The sequence below is a fragment of the Sphingomonas sp. TDK1 genome, from assembly GCF_001650735.1.
Taxonomy (GTDB): Bacteria; Pseudomonadota; Alphaproteobacteria; order Sphingomonadales; family Sphingomonadaceae; genus Sphingomonas.
The window spans coordinates 196,792-217,285 of record NZ_LXVY01000003.1 but is presented as its reverse complement, the minus strand read 5'-3'; the positions used below and the strand labels follow the sequence as shown (position 1 = coordinate 217,285).

General features: G+C 65.0%; 20 protein-coding genes, 1 tRNA gene and 1 pseudogene. 11 read left to right on the top strand and 11 right to left on the bottom strand.

All coding sequences use genetic code 11. The features are described from left to right. Positions 1–62 precede the first annotated feature (62 nt). Positions 63–1,535 carry a flavin-containing monooxygenase gene (locus tag A7X12_RS03160; RefSeq protein ID WP_064310179.1) on the bottom strand — a complete coding sequence of 491 codons (1,473 nt, stop codon included), beginning with the start codon at positions 1,533–1,535 and terminating at the stop codon, positions 63–65. Between the two features lie 326 nt (positions 1,536–1,861). Between A7X12_RS03160 and A7X12_RS03155 the strand changes: the two genes are divergently transcribed. Genes A7X12_RS03155 through A7X12_RS03145 form a run of 3 tightly spaced genes read left to right on the top strand, consistent with a single transcriptional unit; the run spans position 1,862 to position 5,401 of the window. Continuing rightward, on the top strand, positions 1,862–4,252 hold the full coding sequence (locus A7X12_RS03155) for a TonB-dependent receptor (protein ID WP_157105487.1): 2,391 nt from the start codon (positions 1,862–1,864) through the stop codon (positions 4,250–4,252). Between the two features lie 40 nt (positions 4,253–4,292). Next, positions 4,293–4,640 (top strand): hypothetical protein, encoded by a 348-nt coding sequence (locus tag A7X12_RS03150; protein ID WP_064310178.1) that lies wholly within the window; start codon positions 4,293–4,295, stop codon positions 4,638–4,640. Further along, positions 4,637–5,401 (top strand): SDR family NAD(P)-dependent oxidoreductase, encoded by a 765-nt coding sequence (locus A7X12_RS03145; protein WP_064310177.1) that lies wholly within the window; start codon positions 4,637–4,639, stop codon positions 5,399–5,401. Before A7X12_RS03150 ends, A7X12_RS03145 begins: the two co-directional genes overlap by 4 nt. Positions 5,402–5,527: 126 nt before the next feature. On the opposite strand, the gene A7X12_RS03140 is transcribed toward A7X12_RS03145, so the two are convergent. The 6 genes and pseudogenes from A7X12_RS03140 to A7X12_RS03115 form a co-directional block, all read right to left on the bottom strand. Next, entirely contained in the window at positions 5,528–6,292 is a 765-nt protein-coding gene (locus A7X12_RS03140) for a LysR substrate-binding domain-containing protein (protein ID WP_157105493.1), read from the bottom strand. Then, positions 6,174–6,473, bottom strand: a pseudogene (locus A7X12_RS03135) (transposase); the annotation flags it as partial. The pseudogene A7X12_RS03135 and the gene A7X12_RS03140, both read right to left, overlap by 119 nt. A gap of 403 nt (positions 6,474–6,876) precedes the next feature. Continuing rightward, a tRNA-Leu gene (locus tag A7X12_RS03130) sits at positions 6,877–6,961 on the bottom strand. A gap of 50 nt (positions 6,962–7,011) precedes the next feature. Beyond that, positions 7,012–7,851: a formate/nitrite transporter family protein gene (locus A7X12_RS03125; protein WP_084445013.1), complete on the bottom strand. Its 840-nt coding sequence runs from the start codon at positions 7,849–7,851 to the stop codon at positions 7,012–7,014. Between the two features lie 660 nt (positions 7,852–8,511). Further along, positions 8,512–8,640 carry a hypothetical protein gene (locus tag A7X12_RS26550; protein ID WP_269747794.1) on the bottom strand — a complete coding sequence of 43 codons (129 nt, stop codon included), beginning with the start codon at positions 8,638–8,640 and terminating at the stop codon, positions 8,512–8,514. Positions 8,641–8,647: 7 nt separating this feature from the next. Further along, positions 8,648–10,156 carry a YifB family Mg chelatase-like AAA ATPase gene (locus tag A7X12_RS03115; protein ID WP_064310175.1) on the bottom strand — a complete coding sequence of 503 codons (1,509 nt, stop codon included), beginning with the start codon at positions 10,154–10,156 and terminating at the stop codon, positions 8,648–8,650. Positions 10,157–10,395: 239 nt separating this feature from the next. Here A7X12_RS03115 and rpmH point away from each other — a divergent pair, with 239 nt between their 5' ends. The 6 genes from rpmH (at position 10,396) to A7X12_RS03085 (ending at position 14,039) form a co-directional block, all read left to right on the top strand. Next, a complete protein-coding gene (gene rpmH, locus A7X12_RS03110) occupies positions 10,396–10,530 on the top strand; it encodes a 50S ribosomal protein L34 (RefSeq protein WP_010545931.1) in 135 nt (44 codons plus the stop codon). A gap of 14 nt (positions 10,531–10,544) precedes the next feature. Next, positions 10,545–10,904 carry a ribonuclease P protein component gene (gene rnpA / locus A7X12_RS03105; RefSeq protein WP_084445011.1) on the top strand — a complete coding sequence of 120 codons (360 nt, stop codon included), beginning with the start codon at positions 10,545–10,547 and terminating at the stop codon, positions 10,902–10,904. Beyond that, positions 10,901–11,113: a membrane protein insertion efficiency factor YidD gene (yidD, locus tag A7X12_RS03100; RefSeq protein ID WP_064310174.1), complete on the top strand. Its 213-nt coding sequence runs from the start codon at positions 10,901–10,903 to the stop codon at positions 11,111–11,113. Before rnpA ends, yidD begins: the two co-directional genes overlap by 4 nt. A 22-nt stretch (positions 11,114–11,135) precedes the next feature. Further along, the gene (gene yidC, locus A7X12_RS03095; protein ID WP_064310173.1) at positions 11,136–12,854 is read left to right on the top strand and encodes a membrane protein insertase YidC; all 1,719 of its coding nucleotides are present in this window, start codon (positions 11,136–11,138) and stop codon (positions 12,852–12,854) included. Between the two features lie 215 nt (positions 12,855–13,069). Next, positions 13,070–13,705, top strand: coding sequence for a ribosome biogenesis GTP-binding protein YihA/YsxC (gene yihA, locus A7X12_RS03090; RefSeq protein WP_064310172.1), 636 nt, complete (start codon positions 13,070–13,072; stop codon positions 13,703–13,705). A 7-nt stretch (positions 13,706–13,712) separates the two neighbouring features. Beyond that, positions 13,713–14,039 carry a gamma-glutamylcyclotransferase family protein gene (locus A7X12_RS03085; RefSeq protein ID WP_064310171.1) on the top strand — a complete coding sequence of 109 codons (327 nt, stop codon included), beginning with the start codon at positions 13,713–13,715 and terminating at the stop codon, positions 14,037–14,039. A 41-nt stretch (positions 14,040–14,080) separates the two neighbouring features. Here the strand turns inward: A7X12_RS03085 and A7X12_RS03080 are convergent, their stop codons facing one another. The 3 genes from A7X12_RS03080 to A7X12_RS03070 all read right to left on the bottom strand — a co-directional run bounded on the left by A7X12_RS03080 (position 14,081) and on the right by A7X12_RS03070 (position 18,044). Then, positions 14,081–15,238 (bottom strand): tetratricopeptide repeat protein, encoded by a 1,158-nt coding sequence (locus A7X12_RS03080; protein WP_198161844.1) that lies wholly within the window; start codon positions 15,236–15,238, stop codon positions 14,081–14,083. A gap of 233 nt (positions 15,239–15,471) precedes the next feature. Beyond that, positions 15,472–15,933 (bottom strand): hypothetical protein, encoded by a 462-nt coding sequence (locus A7X12_RS03075; protein WP_232318301.1) that lies wholly within the window; start codon positions 15,931–15,933, stop codon positions 15,472–15,474. A 149-nt stretch (positions 15,934–16,082) separates the two neighbouring features. Further along, positions 16,083–18,044, bottom strand: a complete 1,962-nt coding sequence (locus A7X12_RS03070) for an alpha/beta hydrolase family protein (protein ID WP_064310168.1) — start codon at positions 18,042–18,044, stop codon at positions 16,083–16,085. Positions 18,045–18,176: 132 nt separating this feature from the next. Here A7X12_RS03070 and A7X12_RS03065 point away from each other — a divergent pair, with 132 nt between their 5' ends. After that, positions 18,177–18,839 carry a glutathione S-transferase family protein gene (locus A7X12_RS03065; protein ID WP_064310167.1) on the top strand — a complete coding sequence of 221 codons (663 nt, stop codon included), beginning with the start codon at positions 18,177–18,179 and terminating at the stop codon, positions 18,837–18,839. 50 nt (positions 18,840–18,889) lie between these two features. Here the strand turns inward: A7X12_RS03065 and A7X12_RS03060 are convergent, their stop codons facing one another. Continuing rightward, positions 18,890–19,351, bottom strand: a complete 462-nt coding sequence (locus A7X12_RS03060) for a cupin domain-containing protein (RefSeq protein ID WP_064310166.1) — start codon at positions 19,349–19,351, stop codon at positions 18,890–18,892. Here A7X12_RS03060 and dapE point away from each other — a divergent pair. After that, complete coding sequence (gene dapE / locus A7X12_RS03055; protein WP_064310165.1) at positions 19,351–20,493, top strand: succinyl-diaminopimelate desuccinylase; 1,143 nt, start codon at positions 19,351–19,353, stop codon at positions 20,491–20,493. The genes A7X12_RS03060 and dapE overlap by 1 nt on opposite strands. Position 20,494: the final 1 nt, after the last annotated feature.

The window sequence follows — 20,494 nt, the reverse complement described above, 5'->3', positions numbered from 1 at the left end:
CGCACCAACAAGGCGCTGGCGGCGGCATCAAGCAGGCCTCCCCGCCCGCGCCCCTCGCCGAGTCAGGTCGGAGCCCGCACATGGGTACGAACATCGTACGCAGACAGTTCGGGTGCCCGCATCTCCTCGAAGAAGCGGTCATAGCTCCACGGCCAGCTTTGGGGGACGCCCTCCGCGTCTAGATACCAGCTCGAGCACCCGCTCGCGAAGATCGTGGTCTTGGCGGCCGCGATCCGACGTTCTTCATAACTGGCCATCGCGGCATGGGTCGGGCTGATCTCGTCCGCCTCCCCGCTCTCGATGCGCTGGATCAGTTGGGCGATATAGCCCCATTGCGCTTCCGCGATCTCGATCAGCGAGAAATTGCCCACCGGGCCGGTCGGGCCGTTCAGCATGAACAGGTTCGGCATGTCAGGGACGGAGATCGCCAGGAAAGCGGAGGGCCGACGCGCCCATACGTCATTCAGCGCGATGCCGTCGCGTCCAACGATGTTGATCGGTCGGACGAATCGGTCGGCATGAAATCCGGTTGCGTACACAATCACGTCGCAGCCGTGCAGCGCGCCGTCCCGCGTCCTGACGCCCTCCGGCTCGATGGCCTCGATTCCCGCTCGCACCACGTCGACATCGTCGCGCTGCACCTGCGCGTAATAGGATGGCGAGTAGATCAATCGCTTGCACGCGGCGCGATAGTCCGGTGTCAGCTTTTCGCGCAGGACCGGATCGGCGATGCTCGCCTCGAGATTCTGCCGCACAATGCTCTCGATGAACGCCATCGCCTCCGACGCCGGATCGATAATCGCGTTGTTGAAGCGCCGCACGTTGCCGACATATTCCGGATCGAACCGGATAGCGTCGATGGCCGCCGGGTCGGCACGAAAGCGCGCCCGTTCTTCCTCGCTATAGGCGAAGTCCTGGACCGGCATGATCCATTGCGGCGACCGCTGGAAATGATCGACGTGCGCCGCAACGCCGGCGAGTGCGCTGACGATCTGCACGCCCGTCGAACCATTGCCGATCACGCCGACCCGCTTGCCGGCAAGATCGATCTGGTCCGGCCAGCGCGCCGAGTGAAACGCCTGCCCCGAGAAGGTGTCCATCCCCTTGATGTCGGGATAGCGGGGATGATGCAGCACGCCCGTCGCGGCGATCAGCACGTCCGCCTCGTAGCGGCTGCCGTCCTTTGCCTCGACGTGCCACTTTCCGTTTTGCCACGCCGCTTCGGCCACCTCTACGCCGAATCGAATCGCCTCGCGAACGCCGCACCGATCGACAACGCCTTCGAAATATTCCTGAATCTCGCTGCCGGTGGCGAAATACCGGCTCCACGCCGGGTTCGGCGCGAACGAGTAGGTATAGGCATGGGCCGGCACGTCGCAGGTCAGGCCGGCATATCGATTTTCGCGCCAGGTTCCGCCGACGGTTGCGCCCTTCTCAAGGACGATGACGTCGTCGCCGCGTTCGCGCAGACGGATGGCCGCCAAGATGCCGGACATTCCAGCGCCGATGACGATACATGTGAGTCGACGTCGCATCTCTCTCCCTATCCGTTCGCGTGCGATCCGATGCACTATTTTCAAAAAATCTGCCTCGATATCCCGGAATCGTCAACAGATGCGGACGATGGCGGCGATATTTTTGTGTTTTGCGTTTTTTTCGCCACGCATCCCTACGCGTTTAGACGATCATCGCCGCCCCAATTCCACGAACGCAAGCAAACCGGCTTCAAAATGCGCAATATGACATCATTAGGCATTCTGAGCAGCATTTTACGTAGCCATTGTTGACACATGGTGCGCGATAGCAATATCCTGGAGGAATAATCGGCACCAAAGCGGCCGAAACATGGGAGGGGATATCGATGCGCAACGTTGCCCATCTGCTTGGCGGCATTGCCGCTATGGGGCTTGCTGCCCCCGTCGCAGCCCAGTCGACGGCGCCGAACCAGCCGAGCGCGCCGCCACAATCCGCATCCGCTACGCGGGCATCGGCGAATCCGCAGACGGTACCGCCGGACGCTGCGCGGGACGGCGGCATTGCCGATATTGTCGTCACCGCACAGAAGCGCAGCGAAAATCTGCAATCGACGCCGCTGGCCATCACGGCGCTGAATGCGGACACAATCAAGGACAAGGGCATCGCGTCGGCCGCGGACCTCACGGCCATCGCACCCAGCGTTTCGGTCACGATCTCGCCGGCCTCTGCCACGAACATGCAGCTGTTCATCCGCGGGATCGGCGATGTCGATCCCATTCTGACGTCGGACAGCCCCGTCGGCCTGTACGTCGACGGCGTCATCCTCGGGCGTGCCTCGGGCAGTGCGTTCGACATACTGGATCTCGAACGGATCGAGGTTCTCCGAGGGCCGCAGGGAACGCTGTACGGCCGCAACACGATCGGCGGTGCGGTGAACCTCATCACCGTCAAACCCTCGCAGGATTTCCATGCCGAACTCGATGCGGGCGGCGGCAACCTGGGCTTCTATCAGGTCCGAACCTCGGTCGACACGGGCGATATCGCGAAGTCGGGCCTGACCGCGCGCTTCACCTATCTGCACAAGCAGCGCAACGGATTCGTCGACGACCCGGACAGCCGCGACAACCGGGATCCGGGCGCCTATGTGCTCGATGCCGTGCGCGCCGCCCTCCGCTTTCGTCGCGGTCCGCTCACGCTCGACTATGGCTTCGACTATTCGGATCGCAGCGGGTACGCCGCCGCCTTCCAGCTCACCGCCGTACGGCCTGACGTCCTCGCCTATCTCCAGGCGTCTCCGAAGCTCGGCGGCGGCACGCCCAATGTATCCCCGAACAGACTAGACCGCGTCTTCCTCAACCAGGGGGTGATGACGGATCGGGTCATGGGCCATACCGTCACCGCGGATCTTGATCTCGGCGGGGTCACCTTGCGCTCGCTTACCGGTTTCCGTCAGTGGCGCAACCGCAACGCAGGCGACGATCTCGGCGGGAACGCGAACCTTGTCGGGTTCACGGTAAGCCCGGCCATTCTCGCGCCGCCCAATCCGTTTCTCCCGCTCGGCGTGACGCCGCTGACCCTCTTCGCTACCCAAAATGTGCGCCGGCAACATCAGTTCTCGCAGGAATTCAACATTCTGGGACGGGTCGGCGATCATTTCGATTATGTGATCGGCGGCTATTATTTCTCCGAGCATTCTTACGAGCGGAACCCGCAGAACTTCCTGCTGGCGTTGCCATCACCGGTCGCAATTCCTTTGACTCCCACCCTGCAGATAAACAGCTTCGGCGTACAGCTGGGCTCGCTGTACGATTATGACCATTTCAACGAGTCCAAGGCGGGCTTTGTGCAGGGTACGTACAAAGTGACGTCGACGCTTAGCGTGACGGGCGGCGTCCGCTATACCGACGACAGCAAGCGCCTCGAACAGCGCGCGCCGCTCACGCGGACCCTCAACGCCAGCTTCAATCGGGTGAACTATTCCGCGAGCATCGACTGGCAGGCGACGCCGACGACGCTGCTCTATGCCCGCACGGCGACCGGGTACAAGGCAGGCGGCTTCAACGCCCGTTCGGTCAATTCGGGCTATAAGCCCGAAGCGCTGACCTCATATGAAGCGGGGCTCAAGACCGACCTTTTCGACCGGCGCCTCCGGCTGAATCTGGCGAGCTTCTACGCAACGCACACCGACCTCCAGCTCCAGCAGCTTCAGGCAGGAACCGGCGGCGCGTCGAGCATCACCGTCAACGCCGGCAAGGCGCGCTACTGGGGGCTGGAAGCGGAGATCACTGCGCGCCCGGTCGACGGGGTCACGGTCGGCAGCAACATCGGCTACACCAACCGCAAGTATCTTCAATTCCTGATCCTCGATCCCACGACCAACCGCATCGTCGACGTCAAGGACACGGCGCGCTTCCAGGTCGGAGCGACCACGACGATCAGCGCATTCGCACAGTGGGACATCGCCCAGCTGGCGATCGGAAAGCTCAGCGCACGCCTGGATTACGACTATCGCGGGCGGATCTACTTCAACCCGACAACGGTAGGAACCCCGTACAACGAAGTGATATCGGGCGCCCCCCGCAGCCTCTTCAACGCCCGCGTCGCGCTGGCGGACATCGATCTGCACGGTGCGAAGGCAGAACTGGCCGTCTGGGGCAAGAACGTCTTCGATCAGAAGTACCGCCTGTATGGAATCGACTTCGGGGGGCTCGGCTTCGCTGGGAATACCTATGCGGAGCCCGCCACCTACGGAATCGATTTTCGGATCAAGCTTTGATCGCGCCTGGTTCAGCCGGCGGGTTCTGGAGAACAATATCGTGAATCTCTCCTATCAAGAGCAAAGGCAGCTCCACATAGACATTACCAATGTGGGCCTGCGGGCCCAGGGTACGGCGATTGGCCTGATCCAGCTTTGTATCGAACTGCGCCGCTGCAACGTGCTGGATGAATCGGCGCTGGATAACATCAAGGACGCCATTTCCGACGAACTGTACATGGGCGGCGGGCGCCGGGTCGCCGCCCGCCAACGGCGAAGCGATATCAGGATGCGCCTGGATCGGCTGTTCGCCGGCTTGCAGCCGCTGGGCCCTGCTGAGAGTCTTGCGCCACACTGTCCGGCCGACGGTGATCACGCGACACACAAGTTGTCGAAGGAGCGACCATGAACAGGTTCCATCAACGCACCGCCCTTGTGACCGGCGCCGGGTCCGGCATCGGACAAGCCGTTGTCGCCCGTCTGCTGGAGGAAGGCGCGAACATCATTGCGGTCGACGTTTCCGAGCAGGGGCTGGTGGAGACGGCCGATCGGGCAGGCCATGCGGGTCACGCGGCCCGCTTGCAGACGATCACGGCGGATGTCTCCGAGGAAGCGGCAGTCGCGGCAATGGTTGCCGAGGCGGGGCTCGTGGATGCGGGCCTGGACGTGCTCGTCAATGCCGCGGGCATTTTGCGGTCCGCACATACCCACCAGACCTCGCTCGATCTGTGGAATCAGATCCTCAAGGTGAACCTGACCAGCACCTTCTTGATGACCCGCGCGACGTTACCGGCACTGTTGCGGACCGGGCGCGGCGTGGTGATCAACTTCAGCTCGACCTCGGCGAGCTTCGCACATCCCTATATGGCCGCTTATGCCGCGTCCAAGGGCGGCATCCAGGCGTTCACCCACGCCATCGCCGCAGAATATGCCAGCCAAGGCCTGCGCGCGATCGCGGTGGCGCCGGGCAGCATCGAATCCGGTATGACGCGAGCGCCGGGCATCCCGGAAGATGGTGACCTGTCGCTGTTCGCCAAGCTGACACCTGCCTTGGGACGCGGCTTTGCCCCGCCCACCACCGTTGCCGGACTCGTCGCCGCGCTGGCGTCCGATGACGGTCTTTTCGTCACCGGGACCGAACTGCGGATCGACGGTGGCACCCATATGTAGACGTACACTTGAGCAGCCCCTAGGTGTTTGGTCCCAACCTCGGGTCGGCCCTCCTCGTGCAAGCGGGGCGTGGCGGAAAAACCGTGGCAGCATCCGGACTTTAACGTACTGAATCAAAATCTTAACCTAGGCGGTACCACCGGTCAGATCCAACCCACCAAAATGCACGCGCGCTGCCTCGATGAACGCGCGCACATTGACCGAAGCGCGTCGATTGGCCTGATAGACGAGGTGGACCGGTGCTGGTGGCAGCGCGATTTCGTCAGCAGTGTGACCAAGCGGCACGCGCGCGATCCCCAAACCATCGACCGCAGCCGCAATTGCCGCATCGGCGGTGTTGACGGTCAACCTTGGTTCGATGCGAATGGCGGTCTTGCCGGTCGCTCCGAAGCGCCATTCGTGCGCGCGATCGATCTCGGTGAAAGAGATCAAGGCGTGATCACGTAGCGCTGGCACAGTCTCGGGCGTTCCGCGTGCCGCCAGATAGCCCGGGCTGGCGACGGGAACCCGCCGCACTTCTGCGACCTTCAGGGCATGGAGCGCACTGTCCGACAGATCGCCGATCCGCGCCGCGACGTCGATCCCCTCTTCAACCAGGCGCACGACGCGATCGATCAAAGTGAGTTCAACATCCAGCCGCGGATACCTGCGCAGCAGGCTGGTGCCGATCGGCAGGATGTGGATCCGCCCAAAGGTGACCGGCGCGGTGACGACAAGATTGCCTCCCGGAAGCGCACCGGTGCCGCGCAGCGCCAGGGTCAGGACTCGTTGATCACAGCCAGAAGATGACGGTGGCAGCGAGGGTGATGGCGGAAAAGAAGGCGGTAGGGCAGCGATCGTATCGGGTTGCGACGCGGCGCCAGTCCTTGAGGCGACCGAACATGATCTCAATGCGGCTTCGTCGCCGATAGCGCCGCTTGTCGTATCTGACCGGCTCGTTGCGTGATCGCCGGCCTGGGGTGCAGGGCTGGATGCCTTTGGCTTGCAGAGCATCCCTGAACCAGTCGGCGTCGTAGCCGCGATCGCCGAGCAGCCATTGCGCGTTGGGCATGTCGTCGAGCAGCGCTGCCGCTCGAGGCGCTTCAACCGTTTAGCCTCGACGGGGTCAAAGCCATCCGTGCGCTCAGAACGGGCCTCGTCGCGCTTCCGCCGAGCCTGTTGAAGCGTCACTTGGGGAAAGCTCGCGAGCGACAGCTTCCGCTCGATCCCGAAAACCTGTAGCGAAATCGCCAGAGCAATGCCCCGGATGGCTGCACGAGAAGGTCCGAGACCTTGAACGGGCGATCGCGAGGCTTCAGCGTACGGATTTCGACGACGGTTAGCATGGTGGACCACGCCTCCTGCGAGGCCCGTGGCTCACCGATTCGTGTCCCGCTTTTCGCGGGCCTTAGCGGAACAGAATGAGAAACCACGGGACTGTCAACGGCGATTTTATCGCAGTTTTCCGCGGATTTCTACAATGTCTCAATATGTATTGGTGCCCCTGGCCGGACTCGAACCAGCATGCCTTGCGGCGTTCGATTTTGAGTCGAATGCGTCTACCAATTTCGCCACAGGGGCAGCGAAGGATGCGCACGGCTAGACGAAGCTTCGCCGTGCTGCAACCCGCTTCATGTCTCTTCGCGCACCTGGGCATGCGCCAGCAACGCGAACAGCACCGAACCGCCGAGAATGTTGCCGAGCAGCGCCGGCGCCAGGAAACCGCCCAGCACCCAGCCGAGGCTCGCCTCGCCCGCCAGCCACAGCATCCACGCCTCCACCGCGCCTGCCACGACGTGCGCGAACTCGCCGAGCGATATGAAATAGGTGCAAAACACCAGCACGAAGAATTCTTGCCGCCGCGCGCCCGGCAGCGACCAGGCGATTCCCGCCATCAGGAAGCCCGCCGGCACCGCCGCGCGCACTGCGTCCCAGCCGGACAGCTCGAGCAGGCTGCGCGAGGTGTCGAGCATCGCCTTTGTGCTCGCTTGCGTGCCCACCCAGCCCTCGGTCGCGAGCCAGGCGATCAGCAGCGTGCCGACGAGATTGGCCGCCAGCACCAGGCCCCAGAGCCGCCCCAGCCGGGAGAAATTGCGAAAGGTCGGGTTCGCCGCGACGGGGATCACCGCGGAAAGCGTGCTCTCGGTGAACAATTGCAGCCGCCCGAGCACGACGATCACGAAGCCCAGGCAATAGCCGATGCTGGAGACCGGCAGCCGCCATGCGGTATCGGGCAGATGGCTTTCGATCAGCCCGCGCCCGAGCACGGACGCCGCCATCGCCACGCCGGCGACCACGCCGGAGAAGAACAGCGAACTCGCCGGCCGGTCGAGCTCTTCGTCGCCCTGGCGGCGAATGACCTCGTGGATGACGCGCGAGGACGCGGCCTCGCGTTCCTGGACTTCCTCCTCCTCGTCGGGAGGCAGATCGGGCTCTTCGCCTTCGGGCGCTTCGTTTCGGGGCTGTTGCACCTGCGCTCAACGTCGATGTCGGCGGGAGGTTGCTGCCGATCAACGCGAGGTGCGCGCTGGCGACACGCAGGGATAGCGGTGCCGCGCCGGATCGCGGTCATCGGCCGAAGTTCAGGAAGTTTAGGCGCACGCGCGCTTTCGCGGCTGTCTCGACATGCGCCGTGGGCCGCGAAGTTTAGGAAGTTTAGGCTCGCGAAAACTTTGCGCGTGCGGCCCGCAGCAACAAAGGACGAGGACGCGCGATATCTCGCGTCGCGCGCAGCGGGGAGGTATTCAACGGAATCAAAAAGCGGCCATTTCACAGGTTTTCGATTTAGAACATATTATGAACAATGCGGTCAGCGCAAGATGGACCAAGATTGCCTTGAACGCCCGGAAGTGGTGGAAAACGGTCATACGCCCCAGTGGCGAACTGCGATGGCGATCCCTGCGATAGCAAAGAGCGTCCACGAGCCTGCGAATGCCCAGAATGTAGCTGGAGCCGTATATCGTCCGGTGTCCAGGGACCTGTAATTGAACGGCATCTTGCCCGTTGCAAACCCGACCGCGAGTACGACAGCGGAGATCAGCGTCAGTAGTATCCCGCTCACGGCCGCTTCGTTCATCGTTGGATGCTACCCATCTCCGGTTACGTCTGCAAATGGGGCGAAAGCCGCCACGCTACGCGCAGTATGAAAGCAGCACGCAGGCGACAGCGCCCGCTGCGACAATACCGAGCCACAGCTTCCACGTCCCGCGATCCGGCCCGCCGATCGCGCCGAGATATTCCAGGATCGCCTCGATCAGCATGGCCCGCTCAACTCCGCGGCGCCTGGCGGCGGTAGCTGAGCGCCTCCGCGACATGGATGCGCCCTACCCCCTCGGCACCCGCCAGATCGGCGATCGTCCGCGCGACGCGCAGCACCCTTGTATAGCCCCGTGCCGAAAGCCGCATCGCCTCGGCCGCCTGGGCCAGCAGCTTGCGCCCCGCATCGTCGGGCGTGGCGACCGCCATCAGCGGCTCGCCGTCCGCCTCGGCATTGGTCCGCATCGGGGTGCCCGCATAACGCGCCGTCTGGAGCGACCGCGCCGCCGCCACCCGCGCCGCGACCTCGGCCGATCCTTCCGCAGGCGGCGGCAGGACGAGGTCGGCGGCGGTGACCGGCTGGACCTCGACATGCAGGTCGATGCGGTCGAGCAGCGGGCCGGATACCTTGGCCTGATAGTCGGCCGCGCAGCGCGGCGCGCGGGCGCAGGCGAGCGCGGGGTCGCCGAGATGCCCGCAGCGGCACGGGTTCATCGCCGCGATCAGCTGCACCCGCGCCGGGAAGGTCACATGCGCATTGGCCCGGGCGACGCTCACCACGCCTGCCTCCAGCGGCTGGCGGAGCGAATCAAGCACCGCGCGCTGGAACTCGGGCAGCTCGTCGAGGAACAGCACGCCGAGATGCGCGAGGCTCACCTCGCCCGGCTTCACCTTCAGCCCGCCGCCGGTCAGCGCCGCCATCGAGGCCGAATGATGCGGCGCGCGGAACGGCCGGGTGCGGGTCAGCCGCCCGCCCTGCAGCGTCCCCGCCACCGAAGCGACCATCGACACTTCCAGCGCCTCGGCGGCCTCGAGCGGCGGCAGGATGCCCGGCAGGCACGCCGCCATCAGCGACTTGCCGGCGCCCGGCGGCCCGACGAACAGCAGGTTGTGCCCGCCCGCCGCCGCAATCTCCAGCGCGCGCTTGGCGGTTTCCTGCCCCTTCACCTGGGCGAGGTCCGGCCCCTGCCCCGGCGGATCGACCTCGCCCGACACCGGGCCGGGGAGCAACTGGTTGCCCTTGAAGTGATTGAGCAGGGCGATCAGGTCAGGCGCCGCCAGCACCTCCACCTGCCCCGCCCAGCTCGCCTCGGGCCCCTGCGCGGCGGGGCAGACCAGCCCCTTGCCCGCCTCCGCCGCATGCATCGCCGCGAGCAGCACGCCCGGCGACGGCGCGATACGCCCGTCAAGCGCCAGTTCGCCGACCACCACATAGCCCGCAATCGTCTCGGCATCGACCACGCCCATCGCCGCCAGCAGCGCCAGCGCGATCGGCAGGTCGAAATGCGACCCCTCTTTGGGCAGGTCGGCGGGCGAGAGGTTGAGGACGATATGCTTGGGCGGCAATGCCAGCCCGATCGCGGCCATCGCGGCGCGAACGCGCTCACGGCTTTCGGCCACCGCCTTGTCGGGCAGGCCGACGACGACGAACTTCGGCAGCCCGGCGACGAGGTTGCACTGCACCTCCACCGCGCGCGCTTCCAATCCCAGATAGGCAACCGTCGAAACGCTGGCGACCAAGAGAGCCCCCCTCCCCGAAATGAGAGCATAGCGGCTTTTCCTCGATACGGAAGCGGCACGATCGTCAACGGGCGTCTTGCACCTGCAACACACCAGCCCCATCTTCGCAGCCATGCGCGCAGAACTCGCCCGATTTCCGCTTCCTGCGTTGACTCCTGCGGCGGTTCTGCTTAAGGGCGCTCGACACGCGGCCGCCCCTGTGGCGGCCCTTTTACGTTCTAGATACTCGAGGATGAGCGATGAAGCGGACCTTTCAGCCGAGCAACCTGGTGCGTGCGCGCCGGCACGGCTTCCGTGCACGGATGGCGACCCCGGGCGGTCGCAATGTGATCCGCGCCCGCCGCGCCCGCGGCCGCAAGAAGCTGTCGGCGTAAGCACCGACACGCCCTTGCCGAGCCTCGACCGGCTCACGCAGCGCAAGGACTATCTCGCCGCCAACGGGGGAAAGCGGGCACCGATGCCCGGTTTCGTCCTGCTGGTGCGCGAACGGAACGATGCCGATCCGTCGATGCGGATCGGCATTACCGTATCCAAGAAAGTTGGCAACGCCGTTATCCGCAATCGGATGAAGCGGCGCTTTCGTATGCTTGCGCGCGAAATCCTGCCGGAGGCGGGAATCGCCGGCGCAGACCATGTGCTGATCGGCAGGAACGGCGGAATCGAGCGCCCCTATGCCGATCTGAAGGCGGAACTCGCCAAGGCGCTTCGGCGCGTTCGCCCCAAGGCTGATCCCAAGGTGGAATCGTGATCGCGCGGGCCCTGATGCTGCTCGCGCGCGCCTGGCAGCTGGGCCCGTCGCTGATCCTGCCGCCCACCTGCCGCTACCAGCCCTCCTGTTCGGCCTATGCAATCGAGGCGCTTCGCCGCTATGGGGCGATGAAAGGCGGCTGGCTTGCGCTACGGCGCATCGCGCGCTGCCATCCATGGGGCGGGCACGGCCCAGATCCCGTTCCTTGAGTTTTCCTTCCGGGGATTATCGGTGAAAGAAGAACAGAAGAATTTCGTCCTTTTTGCGGTGTTCGCCGCGCTGGTCCTGTTCGGCTGGCCGGTGATCAGCCACTGGCTGTTCCCGCAGCAGCCCGCCGCGCCCGCGAAGATGGTCGACGGCAAGCTGCAGCCGGTACCGAATTCCGGTGTCGACGCCGCGGCGAACGCCCCGAAGACGATTCGCAATCGCGAAGCCGTGCTGGCCGACAGCCCCCGCGTGCAGATCGACACGCCCGCGCTGAAGGGCTCGATCAACCTCAAGGGCCTGCGCATCGACGATCTCGTCCTGCGCGAGTATGACCAGACCGTCGCCAAGAATTCGCCGCCGATCCGCCTGCTTTCGCCGAGCGGTGCCGAGGGCAGCTATTTCGCGCAGTTCGGCTGGCAGGGTGCAGGCGTGCCCGACGGCAACACCGTGTGGAAGGCCGATGGCGAGACGCTGACGCCCGCCTCGCCGGTGAAGCTCACCACCACCAACAGCGCCGGCCAGACCTTCACGGTCGAGCTCGGCGTCGATTCGAACTACATGTTCACCGTCCGCCAGACCGTCGCGAACCGCGGCGGCGCGCCGGTGGCCGTGACGCCCTATACGCTGATCTCGCGCGGCCAGCGCTCGACCGATACCAGCCAGTGGGCCGCGCATGTCGGCCCGGTCGCCGCGACCAACGAGGCGGCGCACTATATCGACTGGAAGGACATCGAGAGCACGCCCCAGCAGTTCGCCACCACCGGCGGCTGGGTCGGCTTCAGCGACCATTATTGGCTGACCGCGGCGATCCCGGACCAGCGCGGCGGCGTGAACATCCAGCAGCGCGGGACCGCCGGCCAGCAGTATCAGGCCGATGTGTCGCTCTCGCAGCCGATCGCGATCCGTCCGGGCAAGGAAGCGACCTATACCAGCCACTTCTTTGCCGGTGCAAAGGAAGTGAAGCTGCTCGACGCCTATCAGAAGCAGTATGACATCGCGAAGTTCGAGCGCGCGATCGATTGGGGCTGGTTCGAGATCATCGAGCGCCCGATCTTCACCTACCTCAGCTGGCTGTTCAAGCTGGTCGGCAATTTCGGCGTGGCGATCATCCTGCTGACGATCACCATCCGCGGCCTGCTGTTCCCGATCGCGCAGAAGCAGTTCGCCTCGATGGCGAAGATGCGCCAGGTACAGCCGAAGATGAAGGCGATCCAGGAGCGCTACAAGGACGACAAGCAGCGCCAGCAGCAGGAGATCGTGCAGCTGTACAAGGCGGAAAAGGTCAATCCGCTCGCCGGCTGCGCACCGATGCTCCTGCAGATTCCGATCATGTTCGCGCTGTACAAGGTGCTGCTGCTGACCATCGAAATGCGCCACCAGCCCTTCGTGTTGTGGATCAAGGACTTGTCCGCGCCCGATCCGGCGACGATCCTCAACCTGTTCGGCTATCTCCATTTCACCCCGCCCAGCTTCCTGGCGATCGGCGTGGTGCCGGTGCTGCTCGGCGTGTCGATGTTCTTCCAGATGCGGATGAACCCGGCACCGATGGACGAGATGCAGAAGCAGATGTTCGCGATCATGCCGTGGATGCTGATGTTCCTGATGGCGCCGTTCGCCGTCGGCCTGCAGATCTACTGGATCACCTCGAACGTGCTGACCGTGCTCCAGCAGCAGTGGCTCTATTCCCGTCACCCGGAGATGAAGGTCCCGGTGGAAAAGCCGAAAGCGGCCAAGGCCAAGTGATGGCGGTACGCCCCTCTTACGCCTCCCCGGTACGGGGAGGGGGACCGCTCGCCGAAGGCGAGGGGCGGAGGGGCCGCGCCGCAGGGCGCGGAATGGCGCAGTACGTGGGGAGCACCGCCGCTGACGCGGCGGCCCCTTCACCATTCGCTGGCGCGAATGGTCGCCCTCCCCGTTCCGGGGAGGAATTTGACATCGCAGCAAGGCCCCTGATCTAAATGTCCTTCGACCCCGACCAGATCGAAGCCGCGCGCAAACTGTTCGCCGGCCCCATCGCCTTCCTCAAGTCGGCACCCGCGCTGGAGCACTTGCCTGCGCCGACGGTGCCGGAAGTCGCCTTTGCCGGCCGCTCGAACGTCGGCAAGTCGTCGCTGATCAACGCGCTGACCAACCGCAACAGCCTTGCGCGCACCTCGGTCACCCCGGGCCGTACGCAGGAGCTCAACTTCTTCGACGTGGGCGAGCCGCTGCGCTTCCGCCTCGTCGACATGCCCGGCTACGGCTTCGCCAAGGCGCCCAAGGACATGGTGCGCAAGTGGCGCTATCTGGTGAACGACTATCTGCGCGGCCGGCAGGAGCTGAAGCGCGCGCTGGTGCTGATCGATTCGCGCCACGGCATCAAGGATGTCGATCGCGAGATCCTCGAGATGCTCGACGATGCGGCCGTCAGCTACCGTCTGGTCCTGACGAAGACGGACAAGATCAAGGCGAGCGAGCTGGCCGACGTGACCGCCCGCACCGTCGAGGAGGCCCGCAAGCGCGCCGCCGCCCACCCCGAGATCCTGGCAACGTCCAGCGACAAGGGCATGGGGCTGCCGGAGCTCCGCGCCGCGGTGCTCGAAGCGATCGGCTGAACCGCGCGTGGAGCCGCTCTTCTCCTACGGCACGCTCCAGCTTGCGCAGGTACAGCTGAGCCAGTTCGGTCGGCTGCTCGACGGCACCGACGACATCCTCCACGGCTATGTCGTCACCGAGATCCAGATTCGCGATCCCGCCGTACTGGATGCCAGCGGCATCGAGACGCACCTCGCCCTCGTCCCCGGTGAAGGCCCGCCGATCCCGGGCAAGGTCTTCCAGCTCACTCCGGAGGAGCTGGCGGCGGCGGACGTCTATGAAAGCGAGAATTATCGGCGGGTCTGGGCGCCGCTCGCCTCCGGCAGCCATGCCTGGGTCTATGTGAAGGCCTGATCGAGCGTTTCCGGGTACACCCCTTAGGGAATGCGGCGCGGTCAGTTGCTTCCCAGCAGCTTCTCAAGCGGCGCCCTTGCCGTCTTCCGAAGGTCGGGCCAGGCCGACGCGGGCTTGAGCTTCAACGCCCCCGCCTGGCCGTTCATCGCGGCAGACATCTCGGCCATGCCGGATCTGCAAACCCACCAGGGCTGGGTGTCGGCCGGCAACGTTGCTTCCTGCGACAATGCCTGCTCGATTGCGACCCGGGGCGGTGCGCCTGCGGCGAACAGGAACCGAAGATCCGGTGCGACGACCATGTCCCAGGCGCGCAGCGCTTCGGCGGCAGCCGGATCGGCACAGCGAGCCGCATCATAGGCCATGCGGGTCCGGGCAAGGAGGTAGGTGGAAAGGCTCCTGCCCGGATCAAGGGATGCCAGTCGCCGGGCAAGTTCATAGAGGTATGGCGTCGGCATCGCGGCGGCTCCCTTCTCCAAGGTCGCCAGCGTCTCGCGATCGTCATACGGCGCATCATGGATCTTCTGGAACTCGGGATCGAAGCCGAAGCTCGGCGGAATGTCCGGATTGTCGAAGGTGCCATATCGCACCAGCTTGACCTTCGCCGGATCCGCAGACGGGATCAATTGATAGTTCGAGACCTTCGTGTCGCCTTTTGCCAGGGCGGCGAGCTGCGCGGCCGTAGGGGCATTGGCGGCGGCCGCCGCATCCAGCCATGCCTGCCCCCGCGCTTCGTCTTTCGGTACGCGCTTGCCTGCGAGATACAGTTTGCCCAGCGCGATCGCCGCCGACGGAAATCCGTTCGCGGCAGCCCGCTCATACAGGCTGATCGCGCGCGGAACGTCGCGCGGCGCCCCCTTCCCTGCCAGCAATAGGCTGGCAAGGAGATCGGCCGCTGCCGGATTGCCGCGCTCGGCAGCGATGCCGAGATGGCGTACGGCCAGCGCATAGTCCGGCTGCACCTGCTGCGCGGTTCCCAACACGGACCCGAGAAGATAATGCACGGCCGGACTGCCGGTAACCTCGGCCGAGCGTTTCAGAAGCTGCACGGCATCCGCCCGGCGTGCCGGTACCGATTGCAACGTCATTGCGGCGATAGCCAGCGACGGTGCCGCTTCGCCCTTGGCCACCCGCGCCGCGCAATCGGGATTGGTCTGGACCGTGTCGAGCGTATAGTCCCGGCAACTCGGATCGATTTTCACGACCGTTCCATCGCCCCTGAAAAAAGCGGCCGGGTCGGCGGGTGCAACACGAACAGGTGTTTGCGCGATGGCGGCAGCGAGGATGATGGAAAGGATCATGGCGTTGACCTATGCGCCCTTTCTCGACTGTCTGTGAAGCCACCCCCGCTTCTCGCGCGCAATAATGGATAGCCGGCAACCAAAAGCAGTGGTGGGGTCAGCGACGCTGATCGCGGCCGTCCAAACTGTGCCGTCTAGCCCCCGACCGTGCGCGGATAGTGTTTGTCGCCGAAACGGGAGTTGCGACAGCGCAGATCGCTTGCAGCCTCTTGCGCTATCCAAAGACCTCTAGCCGATGTGCTGATCACCAGATTCGACGTGATGTCCGCTCGAATGGGCGAGGCACTGCCCGCCGCCCTGACAAACTGATCCCTAAAGCAAATGGTGAGGCGGCTCTTTCGGTCTGACGTGATCACGAAACTCTTCTTATGCCCATCGGCAGTCCGAATCAGCTCGGCGCTTTTTTGCGAGCGGGTCCGTAGAACGAAGCCATAGTCCGCGAACGTGCGTCTTCCGGGCACCAAGCGGCCGACCATGTTGGCAAAGGACGTGATATCGAGCTTCTTAACGATATCGTCCACAGTCGCTGGCGGCTCGATCGGCGCCGAGGGGACTCCGGTGGAAAACAGGATCGCCGCGACTGCCATCATCCTCATGCGCATCACCTTGCCGACGGTTTATGCCAGATTGGCATTGGCAATCTGAATGCCCCTGTAACGCCGATCGGCGCCGGTCGCCTTCCCGATGGGCAAGCGCCGCCGGATAGCGAGGGCCGGGGGGCGCCTTGCGCCTCCCGGCCTGCCGGTCACGCCGGGTTATATTTGGCCAGAAACGCCTCCAGCGCCTTGAGGAAGCTCAGCCGGTCCTCCTGCCGCGTGAAGAAATGGTCGCCTTCGGGCTGCTCGATGAACTCGAACGTCTTGCCCGCCGTCGCCAGCCGATCCGCCATCAGCTTGCTCTGCTTGAACGGCACGCGCCGGTCCTTCTTGCCGTGGACCAGTAGGACCGGGATCGAGAAGTCCTCGGCGTGGAACAGCGGCGAGATCGCCTTGAAGTCGGGCGCCTGCGCCTTCAGCCAGTCGCCCGTCGCCTCGGCGCCGAGCGCGTTCGAATTGAAGGCGAGCAGCCGCTGCAGATCGGACACGCCTGCGAACGAAACCGCGCAGCGGTACAGACTGCCGTCGCGCTGCGCCGCCCGCAGCGCCGCATAGCCGCCATAGGAGCCGCCCACCACACACACGCGCTTGGGGTCGGCGATGCCCTGCTCCACCAGCGCCTTCACCGCATCGTTCAGGTCATCCTGCATCGCCAGGCCCCATTGGCCTTCGCCCTTGCGTTCGAACGGTGTGCCATAGCCGGTCGAGCCGCGATAATTGGGTTTGATCACCGCATAGCCACGCTCGGCCAGGAACTGCGACCACCAGTCCCACTCCTCCTCGTCCCGGGCGGAGGGGCCGCCATGCGGCATCAGGATCAGCGGCAGGTTCTTGCCCGTGCTGCCGCGCGGTAGCGTCAGCACGGCGGCGATCTCCAGCCCGTCTCGCGCCTTGTAGCGGATAGTTTTCACCGGGTGGAGACGTCGCAGCTTGAGCGTCTGGTTGTTCATCGCCAGCGGCTGAAGCGATTCGTCGGCAGCGCGGTAGACAAAATAGGCACCGGGGGCGGTGGCATCGCCTACCTTGACGATCACCACCGATCGATCGGCGGTGAAACTGGTGATCTCCACCTGGGCGGACTGGACCATGCTGCTCAGCTTCTTTTGCAGCGCCGCCATCGCGGGATCGATCCAGTGCGTGGTTGAGCGGTTCTCGGTCACCTCGACACCGAGCAGCGTGGACGTAACCGGATCGACCACGGGACCGCTGATGTCGTATCCCGGCGAGGCGAAGATCTGCTTGCCGGTCTGCATCGCCGCGAGGTCATATTCCCACAGCGCGGACAAGCCCTTGTCGTCGTCCTGCACCACCAGTGCCTTGCCGGGATCGGGCAGGAAAAGCGACGGCACCAGCAGCCCGTCGTGCAGGCCCTTGGCGCGGTCGATCACGCGGAAGTCGCTGCGGGCATTCGGGCGATACAGCAGGCGCCGCTGGCGGCCGTCCATGCTCCTGCCGATGCCCATCCGCACCACGCCGGCGCCATCGGCATACCAGTGCATCACACCTTCGCGGCCCACCAGCACCGTCTTGTGCTTGCCGGTGGAGACATCGACCTCATCGACCTTCGGCCAGAAGCCCGCCTCGTTCGTGTAGATCGAGGTCTGGGCGGCGAGCAGCGCCCGCGGCGTGCCGTCATGCGCGGTCCACAGCAGCGTGCCGCCGTCCTGGCCCGTCTCACGACTGTTCAGCAGCACCATCTTGCCGGTACCCGCCTGCACGCCGAAAGCGCGGGTGATGTACCATTCGTCGCCTTCGACCGGCGTGGTTTTGCCGACGCCGAGCACCAGCCACTCGTTGTTGACCCAGCGCCAGTCGTTGATGTCGGTGTCCCCGGTGGCGATCAGTTGCGGCTGCGTCTCGCCGTCCAGCGGGACGATCGCAAAATATTGCCTCCCCTTCACCGCCAGCTGCGCGGCGAAGCGGGTACCGTCGGGCGAGAGCACCGGGCCCGCCAGCATCGGCAATTCGGCGAAGACGGCGGTATCCAGCTTCGCCGGCGTCGGCTTGGTGGCGCTCGCCGCCTGCTGCTGTTGCGTCTCCTGCGCGCATACCCCGCCGCTCATCGGCACCAGCACCGCCGCTGCCGCCAGCACCGCCCACGTCTTCCGCATGTCGTCTCATTCCCCCGAGTCGCGGCCCCCTGCCGCCCGGGCACCGTGGAAATATTTTGAAACCTTCGCAATGGGTGCGCGCGGACGCCTAGCCCGGTTGCCGCCGCCCCCGCCCAAGGCTATCCCGGGGGCATGAAGCTCATCATCGGCAACAAAGCCTACTCCTCCTGGTCCCTCCGCGGCTGGCTCGCCTGCAGGCTCTCCGGGCTGCCGTTCGAGGAAACGGTCGTGCCGATGTACGATCAGGATTGGGACAAGCGCCGTCAGGGCGCTGAATTCGCCCCCTCATCCGGCAAGGTGCCGATCCTGTGGGACGATGATGCGGTGGTTTGGGACAGCCTGGCGATCGTCGAATATCTGAACGACAAGACCGGCAATACGCTGTTCTGGCCGGTGGACCCGGCCGCCCGGGCGATGGCACGCTCGATGGCGGCCGAGATGCATTCCAGCTTCACCGCGCTCCGCAGCAAGCACAGCATGAACGTGCGCCAGGTGTATCCGGCAGCGCAGGTGGATGCGGACGTCCAGGCGGATCTTACCCGGATCATGGAGCTCTGGGCCCAGGCTCGCGCCCGCTACGGCACCGAAGAGCCCTTTCTGTTTGGCGCGTTCGGGGCGGCGGACATCATGTTTGCGCCGGTGGTGACGCGAATCGTTACCTATTCGCTTCCCGTCCCCCGCTTCGCTCAAAGCTATATGCTGGCCGTACTCCAGCACCCGTTCATGCAGGACTGGATCGCCGGGGCACAGGAAGAAGAATGGGTGATCGAGAAGTACGAGCTCCCGGTGGTATGATCGGTATTCTTTAGCCTCCCCTCCCCGGAGGGGAGAGGGTTGGAAGAGGGCTACTTCAACCGCTCGGTTTCGTAGCGCGTCCCGTTCTTCCGGAAATAGCCTTCCGGTGTGAACACCATGTCGATATCCGGATATTCCCCGCTTCCGCGTGGGCCCGCGCCGATCGCCAGGAACACGCAATCCGTGCCGGAGCGGTTCTGCAGATGATGCCCGTCCGCCACGCCGGCCCGAAACGCCGCGCAGTCGCCCGCGCGAAGCACCGTCTCACCGCCGTCTTCCACCAGCACCGCCTCGCCGGAAAGCACCACGACGAACTCATCCTCGCTATCGTGCCAGTGCCGCTGGGACGACCAGGCCCCCGGCTTCAGCACGACATGGCTAACGCCCATTGCCGTCAGCCCCGAGGGCGGCGCCAGCCGGCGGTACCAGCGCCCCGCCACTGCCGCATCAAAGGGTGCCGGATAACCAGTGGCATTGGTCTGCGGGATTGTATCCAGGTCCAGCTTGGGCAATGTCGCCTCCCTTGATTGTGGGAGGTAGTGTGCCGGACGTCGTCGAACTCACCAAGGCCTTGATCGGCGCGGAAAGCATCACGCCAGCACGGGGCAACGTGTTCGACGTGCTCGAACATGCCCTCACCCCCCTGGGCTTCCGCGTCGAGCGCTTTGTGGAAGGCGAGGCGCCCGATGGACCCGTCGAGAACCTTCTTGCCGTGCGCGGCGCCGGCGGCCCGCATTTTGCCTTTGCCGGCCATCTCGACGTGGTGCCGCCCGGCGAAGGCTGGACCAGCGGTGCCTTCGCGCCGGAAATCCGCGGCGAGCTGCTCTATGGCCGCGGCGCAGTCGACATGAAGGGCGCCATCGCCGCCTTTGTCGCGGCGGCTGCGCACGTGCCCGCGCGCGGCACGACGAGCCTCATTATCACCGGCGACGAGGAAGGGCCCGCAACCTATGGCACGCCGAAACTGATCGAGCGTATGGCGGATCGCGGCCTGATCCCCGATTGCTGCGTCGTCGGCGAGCCTACCTCGGCACATCGGCTGGGTGACACGATCAAGATCGGCCGACGCGGTTCGACGGTGATCGACATCGCGGTAATCGGCCGCCAGGGGCATGTTGCCTATCCGCATCTCGCCGATAACCCTGTGCCCCGCCTCATCCGCGCATTGGCGGAGATCGACTCGATCGAACTCGATCCGGGCAATGCCTGGTTCCAGCCATCGAACATCGAGGTGATCGATCTCGCAGTGGGCAACAAGGCGACCAACGTCATCCCCGGCCGCGCGGCCGCGCGTATCAGCATTCGGTTCAACGACCAGCAGCGCGGGCCGGCCCTGATCGAACGCATCCGCGCGGTGGTCGCGCGCCACGCACCGCAGGCGGAGGTACATGGCCGCGTCTATGGAGAGGCATTCCTCACCGAGCCCGGGCCCTTGTCGGAGTTGGTCAGCGGCGGGATCCGCGATGTGCTGGGGGTGGATGCCGAGTTGTCGACCACGGGCGGCACGTCCGACGCCCGCTTCCTGTCGCGCATCTGCCCGGTCGTGGAATTCGGCCTGCTCAACGCCACGATGCACAAGCTCGACGAAGCCGTGGCCCTGGCCGACCTGCGCGCGCTTACCGAGGTCTATGCGGAAATATTACGGCGGGTATGAC